This is a genomic window from Pseudoalteromonas sp. AOP31-A2-14, from assembly GCF_052378035.1.
Classification (GTDB): Bacteria; Pseudomonadota; Gammaproteobacteria; order Enterobacterales; family Alteromonadaceae; genus Pseudoalteromonas.
The window spans coordinates 62,489-83,140 of sequence record NZ_JBQSXI010000001.1 but is presented as its reverse complement, the minus strand read 5'-3'; the positions used below and the strand labels follow the sequence as shown (position 1 = coordinate 83,140).

13 protein-coding genes, 2 tRNA genes, 3 rRNA genes and 1 pseudogene are annotated in these 20,652 nt (G+C 41.4%); 4 read left to right on the top strand and 15 right to left on the bottom strand.

The window, feature by feature from the left end:
• Nucleotides 1-13 precede the first annotated feature (13 nt).
• The 5 genes from ACT3S9_RS00390 to ACT3S9_RS00370 all read right to left on the bottom strand — a co-directional run bounded on the left by ACT3S9_RS00390 (nucleotide 14) and on the right by ACT3S9_RS00370 (nucleotide 7,153).
• The gene (locus ACT3S9_RS00390; RefSeq protein ID WP_444750610.1) at nucleotides 14-1,435 is read right to left on the bottom strand and encodes an ATP-binding protein; all 1,422 of its coding nucleotides are present in this window, start codon (nucleotides 1,433-1,435) and stop codon (nucleotides 14-16) included.
• Between the two features lie 14 nt (nucleotides 1,436-1,449).
• Entirely contained in the window at nucleotides 1,450-3,519 is a 2,070-nt protein-coding gene (locus tag ACT3S9_RS00385) for a hypothetical protein (protein WP_444750609.1), read from the bottom strand.
• A complete protein-coding gene (locus ACT3S9_RS00380) occupies nucleotides 3,509-4,327 on the bottom strand; it encodes a TnsA endonuclease N-terminal domain-containing protein (RefSeq protein WP_444750608.1) in 819 nt (272 codons plus the stop codon). Before ACT3S9_RS00380 ends, ACT3S9_RS00385 begins: the two co-directional genes overlap by 11 nt.
• A 137-nt stretch (nucleotides 4,328-4,464) precedes the next feature.
• Complete coding sequence (glmS, locus tag ACT3S9_RS00375; RefSeq protein ID WP_444750607.1) at nucleotides 4,465-6,285, bottom strand: glutamine--fructose-6-phosphate transaminase (isomerizing); 1,821 nt, start codon at nucleotides 6,283-6,285, stop codon at nucleotides 4,465-4,467.
• 109 nt (nucleotides 6,286-6,394) lie between these two features.
• Nucleotides 6,395-7,153: a DeoR/GlpR family DNA-binding transcription regulator gene (locus ACT3S9_RS00370; RefSeq protein WP_444750606.1), complete on the bottom strand. Its 759-nt coding sequence runs from the start codon at nucleotides 7,151-7,153 to the stop codon at nucleotides 6,395-6,397.
• A 177-nt stretch (nucleotides 7,154-7,330) separates the two neighbouring features.
• On the opposite strand from ACT3S9_RS00370, the gene ACT3S9_RS00365 reads away from it, so the two are divergent.
• Nucleotides 7,331-7,858 (top strand): sugar O-acetyltransferase, encoded by a 528-nt coding sequence (locus ACT3S9_RS00365; protein ID WP_444750605.1) that lies wholly within the window; start codon nucleotides 7,331-7,333, stop codon nucleotides 7,856-7,858.
• Nucleotides 7,859-8,073: 215 nt separating this feature from the next.
• On the top strand, nucleotides 8,074-9,354 hold the full coding sequence (locus tag ACT3S9_RS00360; RefSeq protein WP_441995344.1) for a LysM peptidoglycan-binding domain-containing protein: 1,281 nt from the start codon (nucleotides 8,074-8,076) through the stop codon (nucleotides 9,352-9,354).
• A 389-nt stretch (nucleotides 9,355-9,743) separates the two neighbouring features.
• On the opposite strand, the gene rrf is transcribed toward ACT3S9_RS00360, so the two are convergent.
• From rrf to ACT3S9_RS00335, 5 genes are all read right to left on the bottom strand, one after another.
• A 5S ribosomal RNA gene (gene rrf, locus ACT3S9_RS00355) occupies nucleotides 9,744-9,858 on the bottom strand.
• Nucleotides 9,859-10,001: 143 nt separating this feature from the next.
• Nucleotides 10,002-12,888 (bottom strand): 23S ribosomal RNA (locus ACT3S9_RS00350).
• A 304-nt stretch (nucleotides 12,889-13,192) separates the two neighbouring features.
• Nucleotides 13,193-13,268: transfer RNA gene (locus ACT3S9_RS00345), tRNA-Ala, on the bottom strand.
• 78 nt (nucleotides 13,269-13,346) lie between these two features.
• Nucleotides 13,347-13,423 (bottom strand) — tRNA-Ile (locus ACT3S9_RS00340).
• Nucleotides 13,424-13,498: 75 nt separating this feature from the next.
• Nucleotides 13,499-15,034 (bottom strand): 16S ribosomal RNA (locus tag ACT3S9_RS00335).
• Together the 16S, 23S and 5S rRNA genes with 2 tRNA genes alongside form the textbook arrangement of a ribosomal RNA operon.
• A 630-nt stretch (nucleotides 15,035-15,664) precedes the next feature.
• Between ACT3S9_RS00335 and ACT3S9_RS00330 the strand changes: the two genes are divergently transcribed.
• Nucleotides 15,665-16,144, top strand: coding sequence for an RNA recognition motif domain-containing protein (locus ACT3S9_RS00330; protein ID WP_444750604.1), 480 nt, complete (start codon nucleotides 15,665-15,667; stop codon nucleotides 16,142-16,144).
• Here the strand turns inward: ACT3S9_RS00330 and murI are convergent.
• The gene (murI, locus tag ACT3S9_RS00325; protein WP_444750603.1) at nucleotides 16,107-16,901 is read right to left on the bottom strand and encodes a glutamate racemase; all 795 of its coding nucleotides are present in this window, start codon (nucleotides 16,899-16,901) and stop codon (nucleotides 16,107-16,109) included. The genes ACT3S9_RS00330 and murI overlap by 38 nt on opposite strands.
• Before the next feature lie 120 nt (nucleotides 16,902-17,021).
• Nucleotides 17,022-17,541: pseudogene (locus tag ACT3S9_RS00320) on the bottom strand (DUF5610 domain-containing protein); the annotation flags it as partial.
• A 162-nt stretch (nucleotides 17,542-17,703) separates the two neighbouring features.
• On the opposite strand from ACT3S9_RS00320, the gene trmA reads away from it, so the two are divergent.
• Nucleotides 17,704-18,801 (top strand): tRNA (uridine(54)-C5)-methyltransferase TrmA, encoded by a 1,098-nt coding sequence (gene trmA / locus ACT3S9_RS00315; RefSeq protein ID WP_444750602.1) that lies wholly within the window; start codon nucleotides 17,704-17,706, stop codon nucleotides 18,799-18,801.
• 14 nt (nucleotides 18,802-18,815) lie between these two features.
• On the opposite strand, the gene ACT3S9_RS00310 is transcribed toward trmA, so the two are convergent.
• From ACT3S9_RS00310 to ACT3S9_RS00300, 3 genes are all read right to left on the bottom strand, one after another.
• Nucleotides 18,816-19,265, bottom strand: a complete 450-nt coding sequence (locus ACT3S9_RS00310; RefSeq protein ID WP_444750601.1) for a DUF523 domain-containing protein — start codon at nucleotides 19,263-19,265, stop codon at nucleotides 18,816-18,818.
• Nucleotides 19,266-19,326: 61 nt separating this feature from the next.
• The gene (locus ACT3S9_RS00305) at nucleotides 19,327-19,965 is read right to left on the bottom strand and encodes a thiol:disulfide interchange protein DsbA/DsbL (protein ID WP_444750600.1); all 639 of its coding nucleotides are present in this window, start codon (nucleotides 19,963-19,965) and stop codon (nucleotides 19,327-19,329) included.
• A gap of 35 nt (nucleotides 19,966-20,000) precedes the next feature.
• Complete coding sequence (locus ACT3S9_RS00300; RefSeq protein ID WP_441992838.1) at nucleotides 20,001-20,624, bottom strand: thiol:disulfide interchange protein DsbA/DsbL; 624 nt, start codon at nucleotides 20,622-20,624, stop codon at nucleotides 20,001-20,003.
• Between the last annotated feature and the right edge of the window lie 28 nt (nucleotides 20,625-20,652).

Sequence of the window (20,652 nt, the reverse complement as noted above, 5' to 3'; positions counted from 1 at the left end):
AAGATAATTGTCGCTAGACCGGCCACCGTAATTGTCGCTTAATAATTAAATCAAATATGCTGCCATTAGGGAGCTCCTCTACAGCTTGCTCTGCAACAACAGGAGCAATATCATCACCAATTCCCATCTGTTCGAGCATACTTATAAGTTGCTGCAACTTAGTTAACTCACTGTTTTTATTTTCTTTAATAACAGCCTCCTCAACATAAACCATATCATTCTGCACTAGACTAGCTTTAGGTATTTCTAAATCGGCATATTTTTGAATTTCATCTTCAACACCACTTTGTAAGGCTCGAATCATCGGGCGAATCATATGAAGCTCTTCATTAAAAATTGTATCGACTAATTGTTTGTTGATTATTTCACGGCCAATAGTTACAGCTCTTGTTTGGCATAAATAAAAAAGTGTTACCGCAACATGAGCAATTCCTTGTGAGTAATCCCAAAAAAGATTTTTAATTTCTTCAGTTAATGGTTGGGGAGATTTAAACCATTGTAGTGACCAAAGTTGAGTGAAAAACCGATCCCAATCACTTCCTTTACCAGTTTTATTAGCTGTATTAAATCGGCTCCAATTAATGCTTCCAAATTGTGATGCTCGCCTAGCTGAACGCATGCTTGGCGAAAAAATTTCATAGGCTTTTGGTGTACCAACAAACAAAATAGGTAATTTTATTGTATTTGTGAGCTGAACAAAGAAACGAAGTATTTTTTCAGATATACCAGAATTCGATCGTTCAAGATGCTGAATTTCATCAATTACTAGTAGCCCTATTGAGTGGAGTGCTGCAATCCGCGCAAAGTCCCCTAGTAACATCTCTGCATTTGCTCTAGGTTTTACATATTGCTTTTCATATTGACTATTATTACCTAACGCACTATCAAGTGCCCTAAAGAAATTAATGCATAAGCTTTTTATTGACGCATCATGAGGGCATTCAACCTTTAGCCACACTAATTGTACATGCTGATACTCCGAGTGCATTATAACTTGAGGGTAGCCAGATAAAATAGCTTTAACAGCTGTGGACTTGCCCGCTCCTGAGCAACCAATAACTGAGCTTACTAGAGCCTCATTACCGGCATTTCGATTCTTGCTTTGAAAGTCAGCTGTGTTATTAAGGGTTTCTTGATAGCTTTTATCTGCGATATTACGACTCAGATATCCCTGTCTAATCATCGATGAAATTGTTTGTTCTAGTTGTAAATGTGCTTTTGTTGGATACAAAAAGCCATCCATTATTCGCAACATAGCATGCCTGCGAATATGCGCGGGTAAAATAATCTCTTCTGGACGCACTTCTGGTATACGCCGAATCAGTTGCGCGGTTTCCTGTGGTGAATTAATTAATGGCAACGCATTTATTAGTGGATGACCTTCATATTCAGTGATTTCAGCATTTATATATACAGCATTTTCAAAATAAGTCATTTACGGTACGTTCCTTAAAAGTCATCAAGGTCAGGGTAATCAAAGCCATCATCTTCTTTTATGTTTGAGTCTGAATGAATCGATGTCACAGTGGCTTTATTATCACTACCAAACTGGTTTTGTGAATCACGATTTTTTTGACGCTCTAACTCCTTCTCTTTATTACGGTTATCACGAATACCTTGTAGTCTTTGAGATGAAATTGATAAATCAGCTTTTTGTTGCCGTTCGGCTGCTATTTTAGCTATTTTTTCTAGTTCAGCTTGGACATCAGGGGCTTTGTAGTCGGCTTCTTGTTTGGTGGCAGCAATTGTTTCTCTGGATTCGCTTAGAATACTTACCGCTTCGGTAAAAGTCATATCTATATATCTACGACTACGAGATTGTAACGAGCACTTCCAATAACTATCGAATTGATTATCAGGTCTTATGTAAATAGTATTTGTATCTAGAGGGTTATAGGCCACTTCTATATTTTTGGGTCTCTTAGCTGATTTATTTTTATGAAACCAACCGAGGCTAACAGCTTCAGAGCAAGTGTAATAAAGCCCTTTAAAACAAATACCCAGAACAGAAACCGTGGCATTATCATGAGGCAGTAAATTAATAGTTATTAAATGTTGGTCAATTTCACGTAGAAGGCCTGTTCGATTCTTAATCCCCCATCGCCATAACTTGACAGGTATAGGTGCAAGATCTGTTGGCATATCACTTTCAAAATCATAGCTCTTTAATGGAGTAGTAGTATTACGGTTAATTTCTGAAACTATTACCATTTTAGTAAAATCAAATAATGTTAAATTTGCTAACAGCTCATTGCGTTTACCGGCCTTCTTCTTTCCATTGAAAGGTTGAACTTTCCCCTCTACATAAGGGAGTATATCTACATGCATTGTATCAAATGACTTTTCCACAATTCCTTTATCATTCCCTCTATATGCCCGAGTATTTGATAAAGTAATCCCAAACCTATTAACTAATATATCCCCATGTTTACCAAGCAATTCCCCTCTATCAGCTGTAATAGTTGAAGGAATGCCAATACTCGGCCAATCAGCGTGAGAAATATCTATACCAAACTGCCGACAATATTCAACTTTGTCACAAAATGTATTCGCTAATGCTATGGATGCAGTTGCCCAAGATGGGTTTTCAAGACCTACATATAGCCCCGCTGTCATGCGACTAAACACATCTTTTACTTTATAGATGATGGGTCTACCTATAATACGATCAGGATTTTGGTCAGATACTAAGTACACATCTGCTATAGTTGCATCAATTTCATAACGTGCCCCGGGACCAAAATTATTTGTAACGGAAGTACTTCTTAATGGTGCTATATCTTTTTCATACTCAATGTTTGAGCTTTTAGCTTTGATTACATCTGGTTTACTGTAATTTTTCTCAAAAAAATACCTAAACTGAATATCTGTTGGTAATTCACTTTCGCGTATTGTGGGGTATTTTGATTTTATAAAACCAATTGCTTTTGTCCTAGCCTTTGGTAAATCAACATCCTCTCTTAGCAAGTAGAAGCCCTCTATTGCCAAATGAAATAGTTCTGCTATTTCATTTGTAATAATCATGCCTTCTCCCGGTGAAACAGATCGTTTTCTGCCTAATTTTGTTTGAGTGCTTCTTCGTACTTTACCGGGAGCACCACATTTAGAATAATCAGGAGTTAAAGCATCAGGTGTCATACCTCTTTGCCAATAACGTCTTAATTGACGAGTAATATAAAGACGAGGCTCATTTAATCTCACAATCAGTAATTTTATATGAGCATTCCTTAGTTTTTTATCAAATAAATCTAGATAATTTTCAAGTAAGGGGGAAATAGTATTAAAAGCACGATCTCTAGCTTTCTCAGATTTTGAGTTTCGTTCAGGAGACACTAGAGTTATAGGATCAGGCTCTTTAACTAACCCTAATGAATCAAATTCATTAATATCAACTCGATAAGGCCACGCATTTACATCGTTAATATCAATGAGCATTAAATAACTAACATGCTCGAAAACAACCCGTAGTTGAGTTAGTTGCTCTGAATGCGGATCCATATAAACTTGATTAAGAAGCATCTTCAATACCTCCCTTTATCAAAGAAAGGTTTTCTACAAGACTAAGTTCCACACATGTCCATTGTCTAAATACCTTATTTAGAGGAACGTCGATAATATTGGCTGCAATTGCTTGACGAATAACACCGATATGAAAACCGGGATCGCATGAATAGCTATCATCAAGTAATGAACAAGTCACAGATAAACGTTTTTTTGAGTTTTCTAGGCGTTCAAATACTTGCTGAATATCAGGAATAAGCAAGTCTTTATAAAGGTCATGTGAGTTTTGATTAGCAGCATGTAGCCACTCTAAGTTTTCTTTAATAGCTGGTGTTATTTCTTGCTCAGTAAATAGTTTCCATTCATATCCTTGCTGTTCCCAGAAGCACTTTTCAATTTGCAATTTATCTACTGTTCTTTGCTCATCCAAATCGTTTGCATATTTTACCGCAATAGCTATCCCTAACTTATTTTTCATTTCTATAACTAGGTCAGTTGTTACTACCTTTAATTTTCCGGCGATTTGTGGATGTTTAATACCTAATCTCTGACAAATATTTAATGAGTCAACAATAGGAACAGGATATTGCTCCTTAATATCAATAGTTAAATGATAACGATCGAAAACAAGGAAAGCTGATAGCTCTAAACGGGAAAGTAAATGGTGGGGGCGAGACGAGTTTCTGCCAAATATCCGAAAACTCTCGCCTCGACTACTAATTTCATGAACTTTAATGAAAGGCTCATACTCACTACCAGATCCTTTACCTCTGGTTTTAAGGCGCTTTTCATCTTTTGGATCTAACGGTCTTTCTGAATCATGCATGCTTTTCTCCCCCTGCTCTTAGTTTAGAATAACAAGGGAAGAAAAAACATCAAACAATATTATAAAAAATCAGACTATATTATAAAACATCAAACTATATTATAGTCGCACAGCACACAACTACCAACTTATTAATTTTACTCAACAGTAACCGACTTAGCCAAGTTACGAGGTTGGTCAACATCCGTGCCTTTTATTACTGCTACGTAGTACGAAAGTAACTGTAGTGGGATTGTATATACAATAGGCGCAATGACATTATCGACATGATTTACGTTGATTACGCGCATAGTGTCGTCTGATGCAAAGGCTGAATCTTTATCAGCAAACACATAAATAATGCCGCCACGAGCACGTACTTCTTCTACGTTTGATTTAAGCTTTTCAAGTAGCTCGTTGTTTGGTGCTACCACAATAATTGGCATATCGGCATCAATAAGCGCTAATGGCCCATGCTTAAGCTCGCCAGCTGCGTATGCCTCGGCGTGGATGTATGAAATTTCTTTAAGCTTAAGCGCACCTTCCATCGCGATTGGGTATTGCGAGCCACGACCTAAAAACAGTGAATGGTGCTTGTCAGCAAACTCTTCTGCTAGGTCTTCAATGCCATCAGCTAGCAATAATGCTTCTTCAAGCTTATTTGGTAGAGTTTTAATCGCGTTAGTAATAGTACTTTGATCTAGACCTTTTTCTTGCGCTATAGACGCAGTAAGCATTAACAAACCAACTAACTGTGTGGTAAATGCTTTAGTAGAGGCTACACCAATTTCAGCGCCGGCTTTGGTCATAAAGGCTAAATCAGACTCACGTACTAGTGATGAACCCGGTACGTTACAAATGGTCATTGAAGCCATGTAACCTTGCTGTTTCGCTAAACGCAGTGCCGCTAAGGTATCGGCGGTTTCACCCGATTGTGAAATAGTTACCAGTAAGCTGTTTTCGTGCACGAAAGATTCGCGATAGCGAAACTCAGAAGCAATCTCTACATTACAGCTTACGCCTGCGAATTGCTCAAGCCAGTAGCGCGCCACCATGCCTGAATGATACGACGTGCCACAAGCAATGATCTGTACGTGCTTTACGTCTTTAAAAATTTGTTGTGCGCTTTCGCCAAAGGCATCTGTAGCAACCCGATCGTCTTTTAAACGCCCATCAAGAGTATTACGTACGGCTAGAGGTTGCTCGTAAATCTCTTTTAACATGTAGTGACGGTATTCACCTTTGCCTGACGCATCTTGAGTGATGTTTGATTCAATTACTTCACGCTCAACGACTTGGCCGTCGGCATCAAAAATTTCAACGCTATCACGGGTTACACGCGCTACGTCACCTTCTTCTAGATAAATAAAGCTACGTGTTACGGCTAACAATGCTAATTGGTCAGAAGCAATAAAGTTCTCACCAAGGCCAAGGCCTATTACTAATGGGCTGCCTGAACGAGCAACTACAATTTCGTTATCGTTAGCTTTATCAAATATTACAGTACCAAATGCACCTTCAAACTGTTTAACAGCAGCTTGTACTGCGGCTAATAAAGAGGTGTGCTGTTGGCGAAGTTGGTGGATTAAATGCACCATCACTTCGGTATCAGTATCTGACAAAAACTCGTAACCGTCACCTTTGAGCGCTTCACGTAGGCTTGCATGGTTTTCAATAATACCATTATGGACTAGCGCAATTTCGCTGCTTGAAATATGCGGATGCGCATTAGCTTCAGTTACACCGCCATGAGTTGCCCAACGAGTATGTGCTATGCCTGTAGTCCCTTTCACGTTGGCTTGATTTAAAGCAGCTTCTAAATTAGCAACTTTACCCACAGCTTTTACTGTATTGAGCGTGCTGCCCTCTAAAAGTGCAACGCCCGCCGAGTCATATCCTCGGTACTCTAAGCGCTTTAAACCTTCTACTAAAATTTTATTTACTGGGCGTTCTGCAACAACCCCTACAATTCCACACATAGTCTTTCCTTTTGCACATGCCAAAGCGGTTACTTTGGGCTTTATGTGTTGTTTGATATTAAAATGTACATCACAGGTGTTGTCGGCCTGTAATAAACACGAATTTATCTTATAATTCGGCGCAAATAAGCTTTACACCGCATGCTTGGATGGCTTTTTGAATACCTGGCGCTAAGTTATTGTCAGTAATAACCGTGGTTATCCGCTGCCAAGGCAGCTCTAAATTAGGGATTTTTCGACCAATCTTTTCAGATTCAACGAGTACAATAACCTCTCGGGCTGCACCTGCCATAACTTGGCTTAAACCAACCAGTTCATTAAACGTGGTAGTACCGCGATCTACATCAATCCCATCGGCGCCAATAAACAATTGGTCAAAATCATACGAGCGTAAAACGTTCTCAGCCACTTGTCCTTGGAACGATTCTGAATGTGGATCCCATGTGCCACCTGTCATCAAAAGTGTTGGCTCGTTCTCAAGCGCCAGTAAACGGTTAGCCACTTTTATTGCGTTGGTCATTACAACAAGGCCACGATTTTTACTTAGCTCAGGAATCATCGCCGCGGTTGTACGACCACTATCGATAATAATACGATTATGATCTTTAATCAGTTCAGCTGCGGCTTTGGCAATTGCTACTTTACGTTTTGAATCAACTTCATCACTAACAATTTCTTGCGGCAAAGCAATCGCACCACCATAGCGACGTAGTAATAAACCACTCTTCTCAAGCGCTGTTAAGTCTTTACGAATAGTCACTTCAGAGGTTTGAAATCGCTTAGCTAGTAGCTCTACGGCAACTTCACCTAATTCATTGACTTGAGCAAGAATAAAATGACGCCGTTGTTGTGTGTTTCGTTTAGTCATTAGCTTTAAATAAGTTTCGATTCGAAATTTAATGCATTGTAAACGAAACTATATAAATAACAACTGAATGTATAAAAATACAGCTCACTTCATAAAAAGATAATAAACTCCACCAAGCGTTGACCTTATTGGCAATCGAGTTAAGCTAAGTAAAATGATAAATAACGGCGTTAATTCATGAATAAATTCAACAGCCTTAATAAGACATACTTAGAGCAACGCAAAGCCGCCCATGAAATTTGCCGTTTATTTTCAAAAAGCCCCAGCAAAGGTAATTTAAAACGTATTAAGAGTTTGTTTGCTCACTCTGGCGAGGCCGTTATTATTGAGGCAGGCTTCCACTACGACTATGGCAACCAAATCACTATTGGTGATCGTACTTTTATAAACATCAACTGTACTGTGTTAGATGCACCTATTAGTGAAGGTACTATCACCATTGGTAATGACTGCTTAATTGGCCCTAATGTGCAGTTATTAGCGGTATCTCACGCGGTTAACCCCACTGAGCGACTCAATAAAGAGAGTTTCACTAATCCAATATCTATAGGCAATAACGTGTGGATTGGTGCAGGTGCCATCATTTTAGCTGGCGTTTCAATTGGTGATAATGCTGTCGTGGGCGCAGGGTCAGTAGTAACCAAGGATGTAGCACCACGCTGTGCTGTGGCAGGCAATCCAGCAGTTAAAATTAAAGATATATAAGTTAGGTTCACAAATGAAAACCCTAGTAAGGTTAATCCACTAGACGCTACTTTAGGTTACGTTCATTTCTACAAAAATAATCACTTTAGCGCAATTAATTGTTGCGCTTTCAGTAGGCTTTGCTAATTTCATCTCTCGCTCAATTTTAACTCACCTTGTGTTAAGCTAAGTTAATTTACATTAGCGCTAATCTTATCTTCGGAGTAATTTAGTACGTGTTTTTAAATCGATATTTCAGCATTTTTCTCGTCGTTTTCATTTTGTCGGGTTGTCAAAGTACACCAGAAAAAGAAGTAACTACACATCCTCAGCAAACTATTAAAGCCAACATAGGAACGGTAGCTAGTACCCAAAAAGAGCCTGTAGAAAAAATAGCACCATTAAGTCCCAAAGAGCTGGATGATGTATGGCAACGAATTCGCACTCAGCTAAGCTTTAAAAGCTCAAACCACCCTGATGTGCAAAAACGTATTGCATGGTATTTAGCACACCCTAACTATATGGATGAAATAAGTATCCGTGCTACACCCTACCTTTATCATATCGTCACAGAAGTAGAAAAGCGTGACTTACCTATTGAGCTTGCTTTAATGCCGCTCATTGAGAGCGACTTTGACGCCAGTGCCTACTCACATAAGCATGCATCAGGGCTTTGGCAGCTTACACCATCAATAGCTAAATATTTCGAAGTACAAATATCTCCTTGGTATGATGGCAGGCACGATGTAATTGATAGCACTCGCGCAGCACTCGACTTTATGGAATATTTGTATGAACGCTTTGATGGTGATTGGTATCACGCTATTGCAGCTTACAACATAGGTGAAGGACGTGTCTTACAAGCAATTAAACGTAATAAAAAGCAAGGTAAACCGACTGACTTTTTTAATTTAAAACTACCATCGCAAACCCGTCACTATGTTCCTAAAATACTAGCCGCTGCTCAATTGTTAAAAAGTCAAAAAATGGCATTTCCACCTATCGCTAATAAAGAGGTTATTACAGCAGTGCCAATTTCTGGGGCAGTCATTTTAGCCGATAAAGAAAAGTGGCAACAACTAGAGTCTCTAAATTACGGTGTGATCCGTTTTCCAGCTGTTATTGATGCGCCGCATATCGTAGTGCCCACAAATGAAAAAACAGAGTTTCAAGCTATGCTCGCGAACCAAAAAAATAATGATTACAGCCAGTGGCAAGATTACACAATAAAACCCGGTGACAGCTTAAGTGTTATTGCCAAGCGCTACGCCTTAAGTGTTAGTCAGTTAAAAGCATTTAATAACTTAAAAAGTAATCGTATTCACATCGGCAAAAAACTCATTTTGCCGATGTTGGCGGACCAAGAAATTGAGCATAAAGTTAAATCTGGCGAAAGTTTATGGAAAATAGCAAAACATTATCAGGTTAGTATAACCAAGCTTAAGCAGTGGAATAACCTTTCACGCAATAGCTTAAAAATAGGTGAAAAGCTTACCGTATTCTTATCTAATAGTTAGCTCTCCCAATGCTCATTCGGCGCTAAAGCTCTTCCTAAAAGTGAAAGCGCCGTAGGCACAAGCTCTATTCATATCAGCTAGTTTTTCATGTTCAAAAAACATAATAGTACACATGCTAAAGACTAACACTGTCTTCTCCTGGAGCATTGATACTTTCAAGTCAATATATTCAAAGCTCTGAAGTTTCTTTATATACATTAGCCGCGGATAGAATGTCTGCAAGGCTTGTGAACAAATAATAATGGACATTCCATGAGGCTCGCCTAGGGCTGCTGTATTTCTTTTTGCGAGACTACTGAGTTCGGTACGGGGTCTTGGCTGGGTGTTTTTACTTTATTTCAGACGTAAAAAAGCCCGACTCTTTCGAATCGGGCTTTCTACAATTTGAAGCCTGGTAATGTCCTACTTTCGCATAACAAATGCTACACTATCATCGGCGCTGTTTCGTTTCACTACTGAGTTCGGCATGGAGTCAGGTGGGTCCAAAACGCTATTGTCACCAAGCAAATTTGGGCGTTAATTCGTATCGCTACAAACTAACTAAATTTGGAAATAGCTAATAATATTTTTTAAGTCTTTCAGTAATTATCTACTTTAGTCATATTAACTTCTGTATAAACTGTCGCATAAAACGCGTTTGGCGTTGTATGGTTAAGCCTCACGGGTAATTAGTACAAGTTAGCTTAACATGTCACCATGCTTCCACATCTTGCCTATCAACGTTGTAGTCTTCAACGGCCCTTCAGAGACTTTAAAAGTCTAGTGAGAAATCATCTCGAGGCCTGCTTCGCGCTTAGATGCTTTCAGCGCTTATCAGTTCCGAACGTAGCTACCGGGCAATGCCATTGGCATGACAACCCGAACACCAGCGGTTCGTTCACTCCGGTCCTCTCGTACTAGGAGCAACCCCTCTCAATTCTCAAACGCCCACGGCAGATAGGGACCGAACTGTCTCACGACGTTCTAAACCCAGCTCGCGTACCACTTTAAATGGCGAACAGCCATACCCTTGGGACCGACTTCAGCCCCAGGATGTGATGAGCCGACATCGAGGTGCCAAACACCGCCGTCGATATGAACTCTTGGGCGGTATCAGCCTGTTATCCCCGGAGTACCTTTTATCCGTTGAGCGATGGCCCTTCCATTCAGAACCACCGGATCACTATGACCTACTTTCGTACCTGCTCGACGTGTCTGTCTCGCAGTTAAGCTGGCTTCTACCATTACACTAACCGTACGATGTCCGACCGTACTTAGCCAACCTTCGTGCTCCTCCGTTACTCTTTAGGAGGAGACCGCCCCAGTCAAACTACCCACCAGACACTGTCCGTAATCCCGATTCAGGGACCAACGTTAGAACATCAAAACTACAAGGGTGGTATTTCAAGGTTGACTCCAACAAAACTAGCGTCTCATCTTCAAAGTCTCCCACCTATCCTACACATGTAGGTTCAATGTTCAGTGCCAAGCTGTAGTAAAGGTTCACGGGGTCTTTCCGTCTAGCCGCGGGTACACAGCATCTTCACTGCGATTTCAATTTCACTGAGTCTCGGGTGGAGACAGCGTGGCCATGGTTACACCATTCGTGCAGGTCGGAACTTACCCGACAAGGAATTTCGCTACCTTAGGACCGTTATAGTTACGGCCGCCGTTTACCGGGGCTTCGATCAAGAGCTTCTCCCTAAGGATAACCCCATCAATTAACCTTCCGGCACCGGGCAGGTGTCACACCGTATACGTCATCTTGCGATTTTGCACAGTGCTGTGTTTTTAATAAACAGTCCCAGCCACCTGGTCACTGCGGCTCCAATTAGCTCAGGGAGTAAATCCCGTCACCCATCGGAGCGTACCTTCTCCCGAAGTTACGGTACGATTTTGCCTAGTTCCTTCACCCGAGTTCTCTCAAGCGCCTTAGTATTCTCTACCTGACCACCTGTGTCGGTTTGGGGTACGATTCGGTATAATCTGAAGCTTAGAGGCTTTTCCTGGAAGTATGGCATCAACAACTTCACCACCTTAGTGGCTCGTCTCGTGTCTCAGTCTAACAGTAACCCGGATTTACCTAAGTCACTAACCTACTCACTTTCACATGGACAACCATCGCCATGCTTGCTTAGCCTGCTCCGTCCCCCCATCGCAATTATACCAAGTACGGAAATATTAATCCGTTTCCCATCGACTACGCCTTTCGGCCTCGCCTTAGGAGTCGACTTACCCTACCCTGATTAACATGGGATAGGAACCCTTGGTCTTCCGGCGTGCGGGTTTTTCACCCGCATTATCGTTACTCATGTCAGCATTCGCACTTCTGATACGTCCAGCATGCCTCCCGGCACACCTTCAACCGCTTACAGAACGCTCCCCTACCACTCATCCTAAGATGAATCCGCAGCTTCGGTGCATAGTTTAGCCCCGTTACATCTTCCGCGCAGACCGACTCGACCAGTGAGCTATTACGCTTTCTTTAAAGGATGGCTGCTTCTAAGCCAACCTCCTGGCTGTCTGTGCCTTTCCACATCGTTTCCCACTTAACTATGACTTTGGGACCTTAGCTGGCGGTCTGGGTTGTTTCCCTCTTCACGACGGACGTTAGCACCCGCCGTGTGTCTCCCGGATAGTACTTTACGGTATTCGGAGTTTGCAAAGGGTTGGTAAGTCGGGATGACCCCCTAGCCTTAACAGTGCTCTACCCCCGTAAGTATTCGTCCGAGGCTCTACCTAAATAGATTTCGGGGAGAACCAGCTATCTCCCGGTTTGATTAGCCTTTCACTCCTAACCACAGGTCATCCCCTAACTTTTCAACGTTAGTGGGTTCGGTCCTCCAATTGATGTTACTCAATCTTCAACCTGCCCATGGCTAGATCACCGGGTTTCGGGTCTATACCTTGCAACTCATCGCCCAGTTAAGACTCGGTTTCCCTACGGCTACCCTATTCGGTTAACCTCGCTACAAAATATAAGTCGCTGACCCATTATACAAAAGGTACGCAGTCACCTAACAAGTAGGCTCCTACTGCTTGTACGTACACGGTTTCAGGTTCTATTTCACTCCCCTCACAGGGGTTCTTTTCGCCTTTCCCTCACGGTACTGGTTCACTATCGGTCAGTTGGGAGTATTTAGCCTTAGATGATGGTCCACCTATATTCAGTCAAAGTTTCACGTGCTCCGACCTACTCGATTTCACTTAAATTGCATTTTCATGTACGGGACTATCACCCTGTATCGTGGCGCTTTCCAGCGCCTTCCATTAACACAACAAAAGCTTAAGGGCTGTTCCGGTTTCGCTCGCCGCTACTTCCGGAATCTCGGTTGATTTCTTTTCCTACGGGTACTTAGATGTTTCAGTTCTCCGCGTTCGCCTCGTTAACCTATGTATTCAGTTAACGATACCTGCAAGCAGGTGGGTTTCCCCATTCGGAAATCTTAGTCTCAAGTGCTTTTTACTAGCTTGACTAAGCTTATCGCAAGTTAATACGTCCTTCATCGCCTCCAACTGCCAAGGCATCCACCGTGTACGCTTAGTCACTTAACCATACAACCCAAACGGGTCTTTGTTTTGTGACAGTTTAACTTCGCCAGAAGTTAATATTGAATACTAAAGTAGATACCAATCAATCAACTCACAAGAGTTAACTAAATGGCACTGAATGATACTGCTATCATTCTTTTTTACTTTTGAAAACTCTTGATAAATACAACGTATTTATCAGAATTTTATTATCAGCTTTTCCAAATTTTTAAAGAGCAAGAGATAAAAAAACTTCTCAAAATTAAACACACTCTATTCTCAGGCTTTTTAAGGACCCGATAAAGAATATTTATTTTTAAGAAGTAAGTGGTGGAGCTAAGCAGGATCGAACTGCTGACCTCCTGCGTGCAAGGCAGGCGCTCTCCCAGCTGAGCTATAGCCCCACATATGCTGGTACTTATTATTTGTTATTCCGACTTCTTTTTAAGACTAGGTATATACAACGAAGAATTAATAAGAAGTGGTGGGTCTGGGTGGATTTGAACCACCGACCTCACCCTTATCAGGGGTGCGCTCTAACCAACTGAGCTACAGACCCAAACAATAAGTGTTGTTCTCTTTACAATAACAATCATCTGTGTGGACACTACGAACAAATAAGTTCTAAATCGTATAAGGAGGTGATCCAGCCCCAGGTTCCCCTAGGGCTACCTTGTTACGACTTCACCCCAGTCATGAATCACTCCGTGGTAAACGTCCTCCCTAAGGTTAGACTATCTACTTCTGGAGCAACCCACTCCCATGGTGTGACGGGCGGTGTGTACAAGGCCCGGGAACGTATTCACCGCGTCATTCTGATACGCGATTACTAGCGATTCCGACTTCATGGAGTCGAGTTGCAGACTCCAATCCGGACTACGACGCACTTTAAGTGATTCGCTTACCTTCGCAGGTTCGCAGCACTCTGTATGCGCCATTGTAGCACGTGTGTAGCCCTACACGTAAGGGCCATGATGACTTGACGTCGTCCCCACCTTCCTCCGGTTTATCACCGGCAGTCTCCTTAGAGTTCTCAGCATTACCTGCTAGCAACTAAGGATAGGGGTTGCGCTCGTTGCGGGACTTAACCCAACATCTCACAACACGAGCTGACGACAGCCATGCAGCACCTGTATCAGAGCTCCCGAAGGCACCAAACTATCTCTAGTAAGTTCTCTGTATGTCAAGTGTAGGTAAGGTTCTTCGCGTTGCATCGAATTAAACCACATGCTCCACCGCTTGTGCGGGCCCCCGTCAATTCATTTGAGTTTTAACCTTGCGGCCGTACTCCCCAGGCGGTCTACTTAATGCGTTAGCTTTGAAAAACAAAACCGAAGTTCCGAGCTTCTAGTAGACATCGTTTACGGCGTGGACTACCAGGGTATCTAATCCTGTTTGCTCCCCACGCTTTCGTACATGAGCGTCAGTGTTGACCCAGGTGGCTGCCTTCGCCATCGGTATTCCTTCAGATATCTACGCATTTCACCGCTACACCTGAAATTCTACCACCCTCTATCACACTCTAGTTTGCCAGTTCGAAATGCAGTTCCCAGGTTGAGCCCGGGGCTTTCACATCTCGCTTAACAAACCGCCTGCGTACGCTTTACGCCCAGTAATTCCGATTAACGCTCGCACCCTCCGTATTACCGCGGCTGCTGGCACGGAGTTAGCCGGTGCTTCTTCTGTCAGTAACGTCACAGATTGCAGGTATTAACTACAACCCTTTCCTCCTGACTGAAAGTGCTTTACAACCCGAAGGCCTTCTTCACACACGCGGCATGGCTGCATCAGGCTTGCGCCCATTGTGCAATATTCCCCACTGCTGCCTCCCGTAGGAGTCTGGGCCGTGTCTCAGTCCCAGTGTGGCTGATCATCCTCTCAAACCAGCTAGGGATCGTTGCCTTGGTGAGCCATTACCCCACCAACTAGCTAATCCCACTTGGGCCAATCTAAAGGCGAGAGCCGAAGCCCTCTTTGGTCCGTAGACGTTATGCGGTATTAGCAGTCGTTTCCAACTGTTGTCCCCCACCTCAAGGCATGTTCCCAAGCATTACTCACCCGTCCGCCGCTCGTCAGCAAAGTAGCAAGCTACTCTCTGTTACCGCTCGACTTGCATGTGTTAGGCCTGCCGCCAGCGTTCAATCTGAGCCATGATCAAACTCTTCAATTAAAAGTTTTTTCTGTCCTTCCCATAAAGGGAGCGGACATGCTCAATGAATTCTGAATTTATTTAATATCTTTCGATATTGAATTGACTGTGCTGAATAAATAAATTTATTCCGTTGGTCACTCAGTTTCAATTGAGACTCTAAATTTTTTGCCTCATCTAGCGAACTAGAATCGGCTGTTAGAACTCAATCTGTACGAGTGCCCACACAGATGATTGCTTTATATTGTTAAAGAACATTGCGACGTTGTCGCTAAGGGTGCGTATAATACATCCTTATTATTTCGAGTCAACACTTAGCTTAAAATATATTTTTCACTACTTTAAATTAAGTTTTATTTAACTCTCTGATTAGCTTCGGCCTCGCTATGCGTTGCGCTCTGCCGTCTCAGTGGGGTCGCATTATAGGGAGATCCAAAAACAGATCAAGCGTTTTTTTTAAAGTTTTAACTGTTCGCTTAAAAACCATTCAAAAGCCATGCAAAACCAGCTCTTGTGAATATATTTTGAGCAGTTATTCATACAATTTAAAGATTTTCACACAAATGTCATTGCTATGTTCATTTAACGCGTTAAGATAACAAGTTCACTATGTTAAATTAATGTTTCTTTCCTGTTTATTGGTAGCTCAAAATGAAATTACCCGATCAAAAGTCTTTTATCTTTTCAATTATTATTGCTGTTCTTGGTTTTGTTATAGTTAAGTTCGCACTTTCAAGCTTACAATTAGACTCTGCATTGTTATTTGCAGTTGGTTTATTAATTGGGGGGTTGATAATTGCGGCAATGTCATCAAGCGGTGTTGAAGAAGCCGAAGTAAAAACAAAAACTCTTTATGTAGGCAATCTTCCTTATCGTGCAAATGAAGGTGTAGTACGTACATTATTTGAAGAACAAGGCAAAGTATTCAATGTTCGTTTATTAAAGGATAAGAATACAGGCAAACGCCGTGGCTTTGGCTTTGTTGAAATGGCTGAAGCTGATGCTGACAGTGCTATTGCTAAGCTAAACGATAGCGAATTCCAGCAGCGCACCTTGAAAGTACGTGAAGCAAAACAAAAACAAGAAGGTAGTACTAACTCTTTTCGTACAGAGTCAGATCAACCTGATTAATGTCACTACCTAGTAGTTGATTATTGAAAGTCGAAGCCGTTGCATAACATTGCAGCGGCTTTTTATTGCCCGCAATTGCGCTTTCTACCTGTTCTTTTTGAATACTCATCACCCTTTTTGCAATTGCGCTCCCTGAATCAATAGTGCCAATTCGTCCCTGATAAAATGAGCTTATTGCCGTTGCGAGTATGGGAAAGTGCGTACAGCCTAATACTAATATATCTACTCTTGGATCGATGGCTAATGCTTGCAATTCATTGCTTAACGCTACTTGATCGATATTATGCTTATAAAAACCCTGCTCAGCTAATGCCACCAACCTAACACTACTATATAAATGCACAGTTGTTGACGCGCTATGAGTAGTAATTAGCTTTTTGGTGTAATCACTAACAATCGTGGCCGGGGTTGCTAATAAAGCTATATGATGAGTCGTTGACAGCTCTGCTGCGGGCTTTATAGCCGGCACAACACCAACAATGGGAATGGTAGTAAACTGGCGGAGCACATCAAGTGCCGATGTTGATGCGGTATTACAGGCAATAACCAGTGTATCAACCGCTAGATTGCGTTGATCGATAAATTCAACCAGAGCACATAACCGTTTAATTATAGTTTGCTTGCTTTGTTCACCGTAAGGAAGCAACGCGTTATCCATAAAATAGCTATAATTGGCGTTAGGTAAATGTTGTTGAATATGCTCAAAAACGGTTGTACCACCAATTCCTGAATCGAACACCATGATATGAGATGACAAATTGTTTGCTCCAGCTTAATTTATCACTCGCAGTTTGCCACGCAAAGATAGGAAAATAAAGTTTAGCTCGCCATTCACTGATATGCTGAACGCCAGCTCAGTTGATAGCACCGATTCGCGGGAAAAACTTTCGTTATCACTATTTTGCTGGTAACTACCAGCCGACTTTTGCGTATAAGCGTCAGCAAAGCTGATACTCACTTCATCACCTTCTGCGGTAGTAAACTTATACTCAGAATTATTACTTAAACTTAAATATTGCGCTGCTGCCGACACATTAACTGCAACGGGCTTTGGATTTTTCGATGCCTTGCTCTATGTCAGTATTTAATACTCCTGTACCGTTTAACTCTTCATAGGCACCATAGGCTTTAGCTTTACGCACCGCGCTACCAACAAAGTCGAGTACGTTTTTTACGATCTCCTCAAAATTAAACAGCGCCTTGTCTTTTTTATCCTATGCCACCGGTAAACCCAGCGCTTGTGCGACTTTGTCATCAAATACTTTTTCAGCAAACTCTTTACCACGTTGCTGATAGCTGTATTGTGGAGATTGTATGGTCGACTGTTGTAGCGAGCCTTTATTGCTATTTTTAATAAGGTTGTTGTTCGGCATAAAGCCAAAGTTACCAATTTTCATAATCCGACTCCTACCTTTGCATACTATACTATCGACCATGCTCAGCCTTTCTGTAGGATCATGTTCAAAAAAAGCACAACTTAAATTTCATCAAAACTAGACAAATAATCCCTGCCCCCTACAATAGCGCGGATATTTAGCACAATGAATAAGGTAAAGTGAATGGCAGTTATAAAGATTGATACAACACAATACGATGCACAGTTAAATGAAAAACAACAACGCATCACTGCACAATTTAAACGCTTTGGTGTTGCACAGTTAGAAGTATTTGGCTCCGCGCCTATTCACTACCGTCAACGTGCCGAATTTAGAGTGTGGCATGACGGCGACGACTTATTCCACATTATGTTTGATCAAGCCACTAAAGAAAAAATTAGAGTCGACACCTTTGATCCAGCAGCACCGATAATTGGTGAGGTAATGGCAGAGATGATCGGCAACTTAAAAGGCAATGAAGTATTGCGCCGTAAGTTATTTCAAATAGATTACTTATCAACTCTTAGCGGCGAAATTTTAGTGAGCTTACTTTATCACAAGCCATTAGATGAACAGTGGAAAGCTGAAATACAAGCCTTAAAATCTAAACTCAGTGCTAAATATAAAATAGACTTTATTGGTCGCGCCCGAAAACAAAAAGAAGTATTAGGTAATGACTTTGTCACAGAGCGTTTGACGGTGAATGGCCAGGAACTTATTTTTCAGCAAGTCGAAAATAGCTTTACGCAGCCAAATGCTCAGGTAAATATAGATATGCTTGAGTGGGCACAAGACTTATGCAAGCCCCTAAACAATGACTTGCTTGAGCTTTACTGTGGTAACGGTAATTTCTCTATCGCGCTGGCAGGTTCATTTAATAAAGTGTTAGCGACTGAAATTTCTAAATCATCAGTTCATTCAGCGCAGTATAATATCGCTAAAAATAATGTCACTAATTTAGATATTGTACGTATGTCGAGCGAAGAGTTCACGCAAGCAATGAATGGCGAGCGTACATTTTCACGCTTAGAAGGTATTGATTTAAAAAGTTACGATTGCCAAACCATTTTGGTTGATCCACCGCGCGCTGGTATGGATACATTAACATGTGATTTAGTGGCTAACTATGAAAACATTATTTATATTTCGTGTAACCCTGAGACTTTAGAGCGTGACCTTGATCACTTATGTCAAACCCACGAAGTAAAACGTTTTGCAATTTTTGACCAGTTCCCATACACCCACCACATTGAATCAGGCGTGTTTTTACAAAAAAAGTAACTGCCTTACGGTTTTCAAGCCAGCGCTTTTAATAGCACTGGCATTTGCGCTTCACTAAATACCTTGACGCCGTTCTCTTCTAGTAATGCGGCCGTTAAGCCGAGCCCTGCGATTTTAATTCCAGAATGGGTGCCATCGTAAATAGTATTTCTCCCGCAAGATGGGCTCGACTCTTTTAATAGAGCGAACCGAATATCATGCTGCCGGCAAAGCCGTAATGCCTTTTCAGCACCTAACTTAAATTCAATAGTCACATTATCACCAATATTCGTAATAACTTTATCATTGATGATTTCTGCGGGCTCTCTAGGGGTTGGCAAACCACCAGCAACCTCAGGACAAAACGACACTATGCGGCCTTGCTGCTGCCATGTTGTTATTTGCAGATGGCTAAGCTTTTGCCCTGTTGCATCATAGCGAACTAGTGCACCTAGTAAGCAACTTGAAATCAGTATTTTTTCCATATATTGACACCAACAAAAAAGCTCCGCGTACGGAGCTTTTTAAAAAAATATGATTCTGAATTTACTTAGCAGCTAAATAGTTTATTAACTTACTAATGTCTTCTGGTTCAGTAACACCAGACTCACGGCCTAGATTGAGCTTGTACTTACCGTTTACAATAAAAGTCGGTACACCGCGCAGTGCACCTTTATCTTGGAAGTACTCTTGGTCGCGTTTCATTTTGGAGCTCATAGTGCGCACTGAAAAACTTTTGTAAAGCTTATCAAACTTATCGCCATCAACACCTTGTGCTACAAATACGTCTTTTACATCTGCTAGTTCATTAAATTTAGCGCGCTTACCATGAACATGATTAAACATCGCGGCAATAATGGCATCTTTTTCAGGTAATACTTTCGCAGTTGCTAGCGCTTGAGAAATCATTTGCTGATTCTCTTCATTACGTACACCGACGAAATCAACATGGCTCTTTTTAAAGTCAATATTTTTATCGAGCTTTGGCTTCACATCAGCAAGCAGTGCTTCATAGTTATTACACGCTGGGCAATAAAAAGAGAAAAACTCTTTTATCTCAGGTGTTTTGCTAGCACGCTCAGAAATAACATCGTAGTGCACACCTTCTTCGTAAGTGGCAGCTGCTACATTACCCGCAAGGGGTAATAATAATGCTAGCAACCCAGCTCTAACTAATTTGATCATTATCGATTAACTCCAAAAATTATTGCTTTAATAGCTTATTGTTGTAATAAAAAGGCGACTAACTCATCAAGCTGCTCTTGGTTTTTGATGGTATTGATATTAATTTTGTATTTATCGTTAACGATAAACGTAGGTACGCCCGTTAAAGCGCCCATTTCAGAAAACTTATCTTGTTTATCTTGCATGGCTTTTTCTGCGCTGATAACTGGCATACTAGCAATTGCAGCATCAAAGTCAGCATTACTAATACCATTAGTTGCAAGTAATGCTTTTACATCTTTAATATTTTGTAATGGCTCGCCCTGTACATGAATGCTTTTGAAGATATGGTCGGTTACTTGCTCTTCCTTACCGTGTTGTTTTGCGATTAGATAAGCATAACTTAGGTTACTTTGCACTTGTGGCGATAACCCGCCTAAAAAGTTAACGTGATTTTTAATAAACTCAGCACCTTCAGGTAAGTTTTTTGCTATTGCTTTAGCAACCGGTTCAAACTTAAAGCAATGTGGGCAATAAAACGAGAAGAATTCGGTAACCTGCGCGTTTTTACTTTTTTCTATATCAAGTACATCGTATTGTTCGCCGGCATTAAAATCAGCAGACATCGCTGCAAAGGGTAAACATAGAAGCAGTAAACTTAGTTTTAATTTTTTAAGCATGAAACTCTCTTGATTCTTTATTGTATAA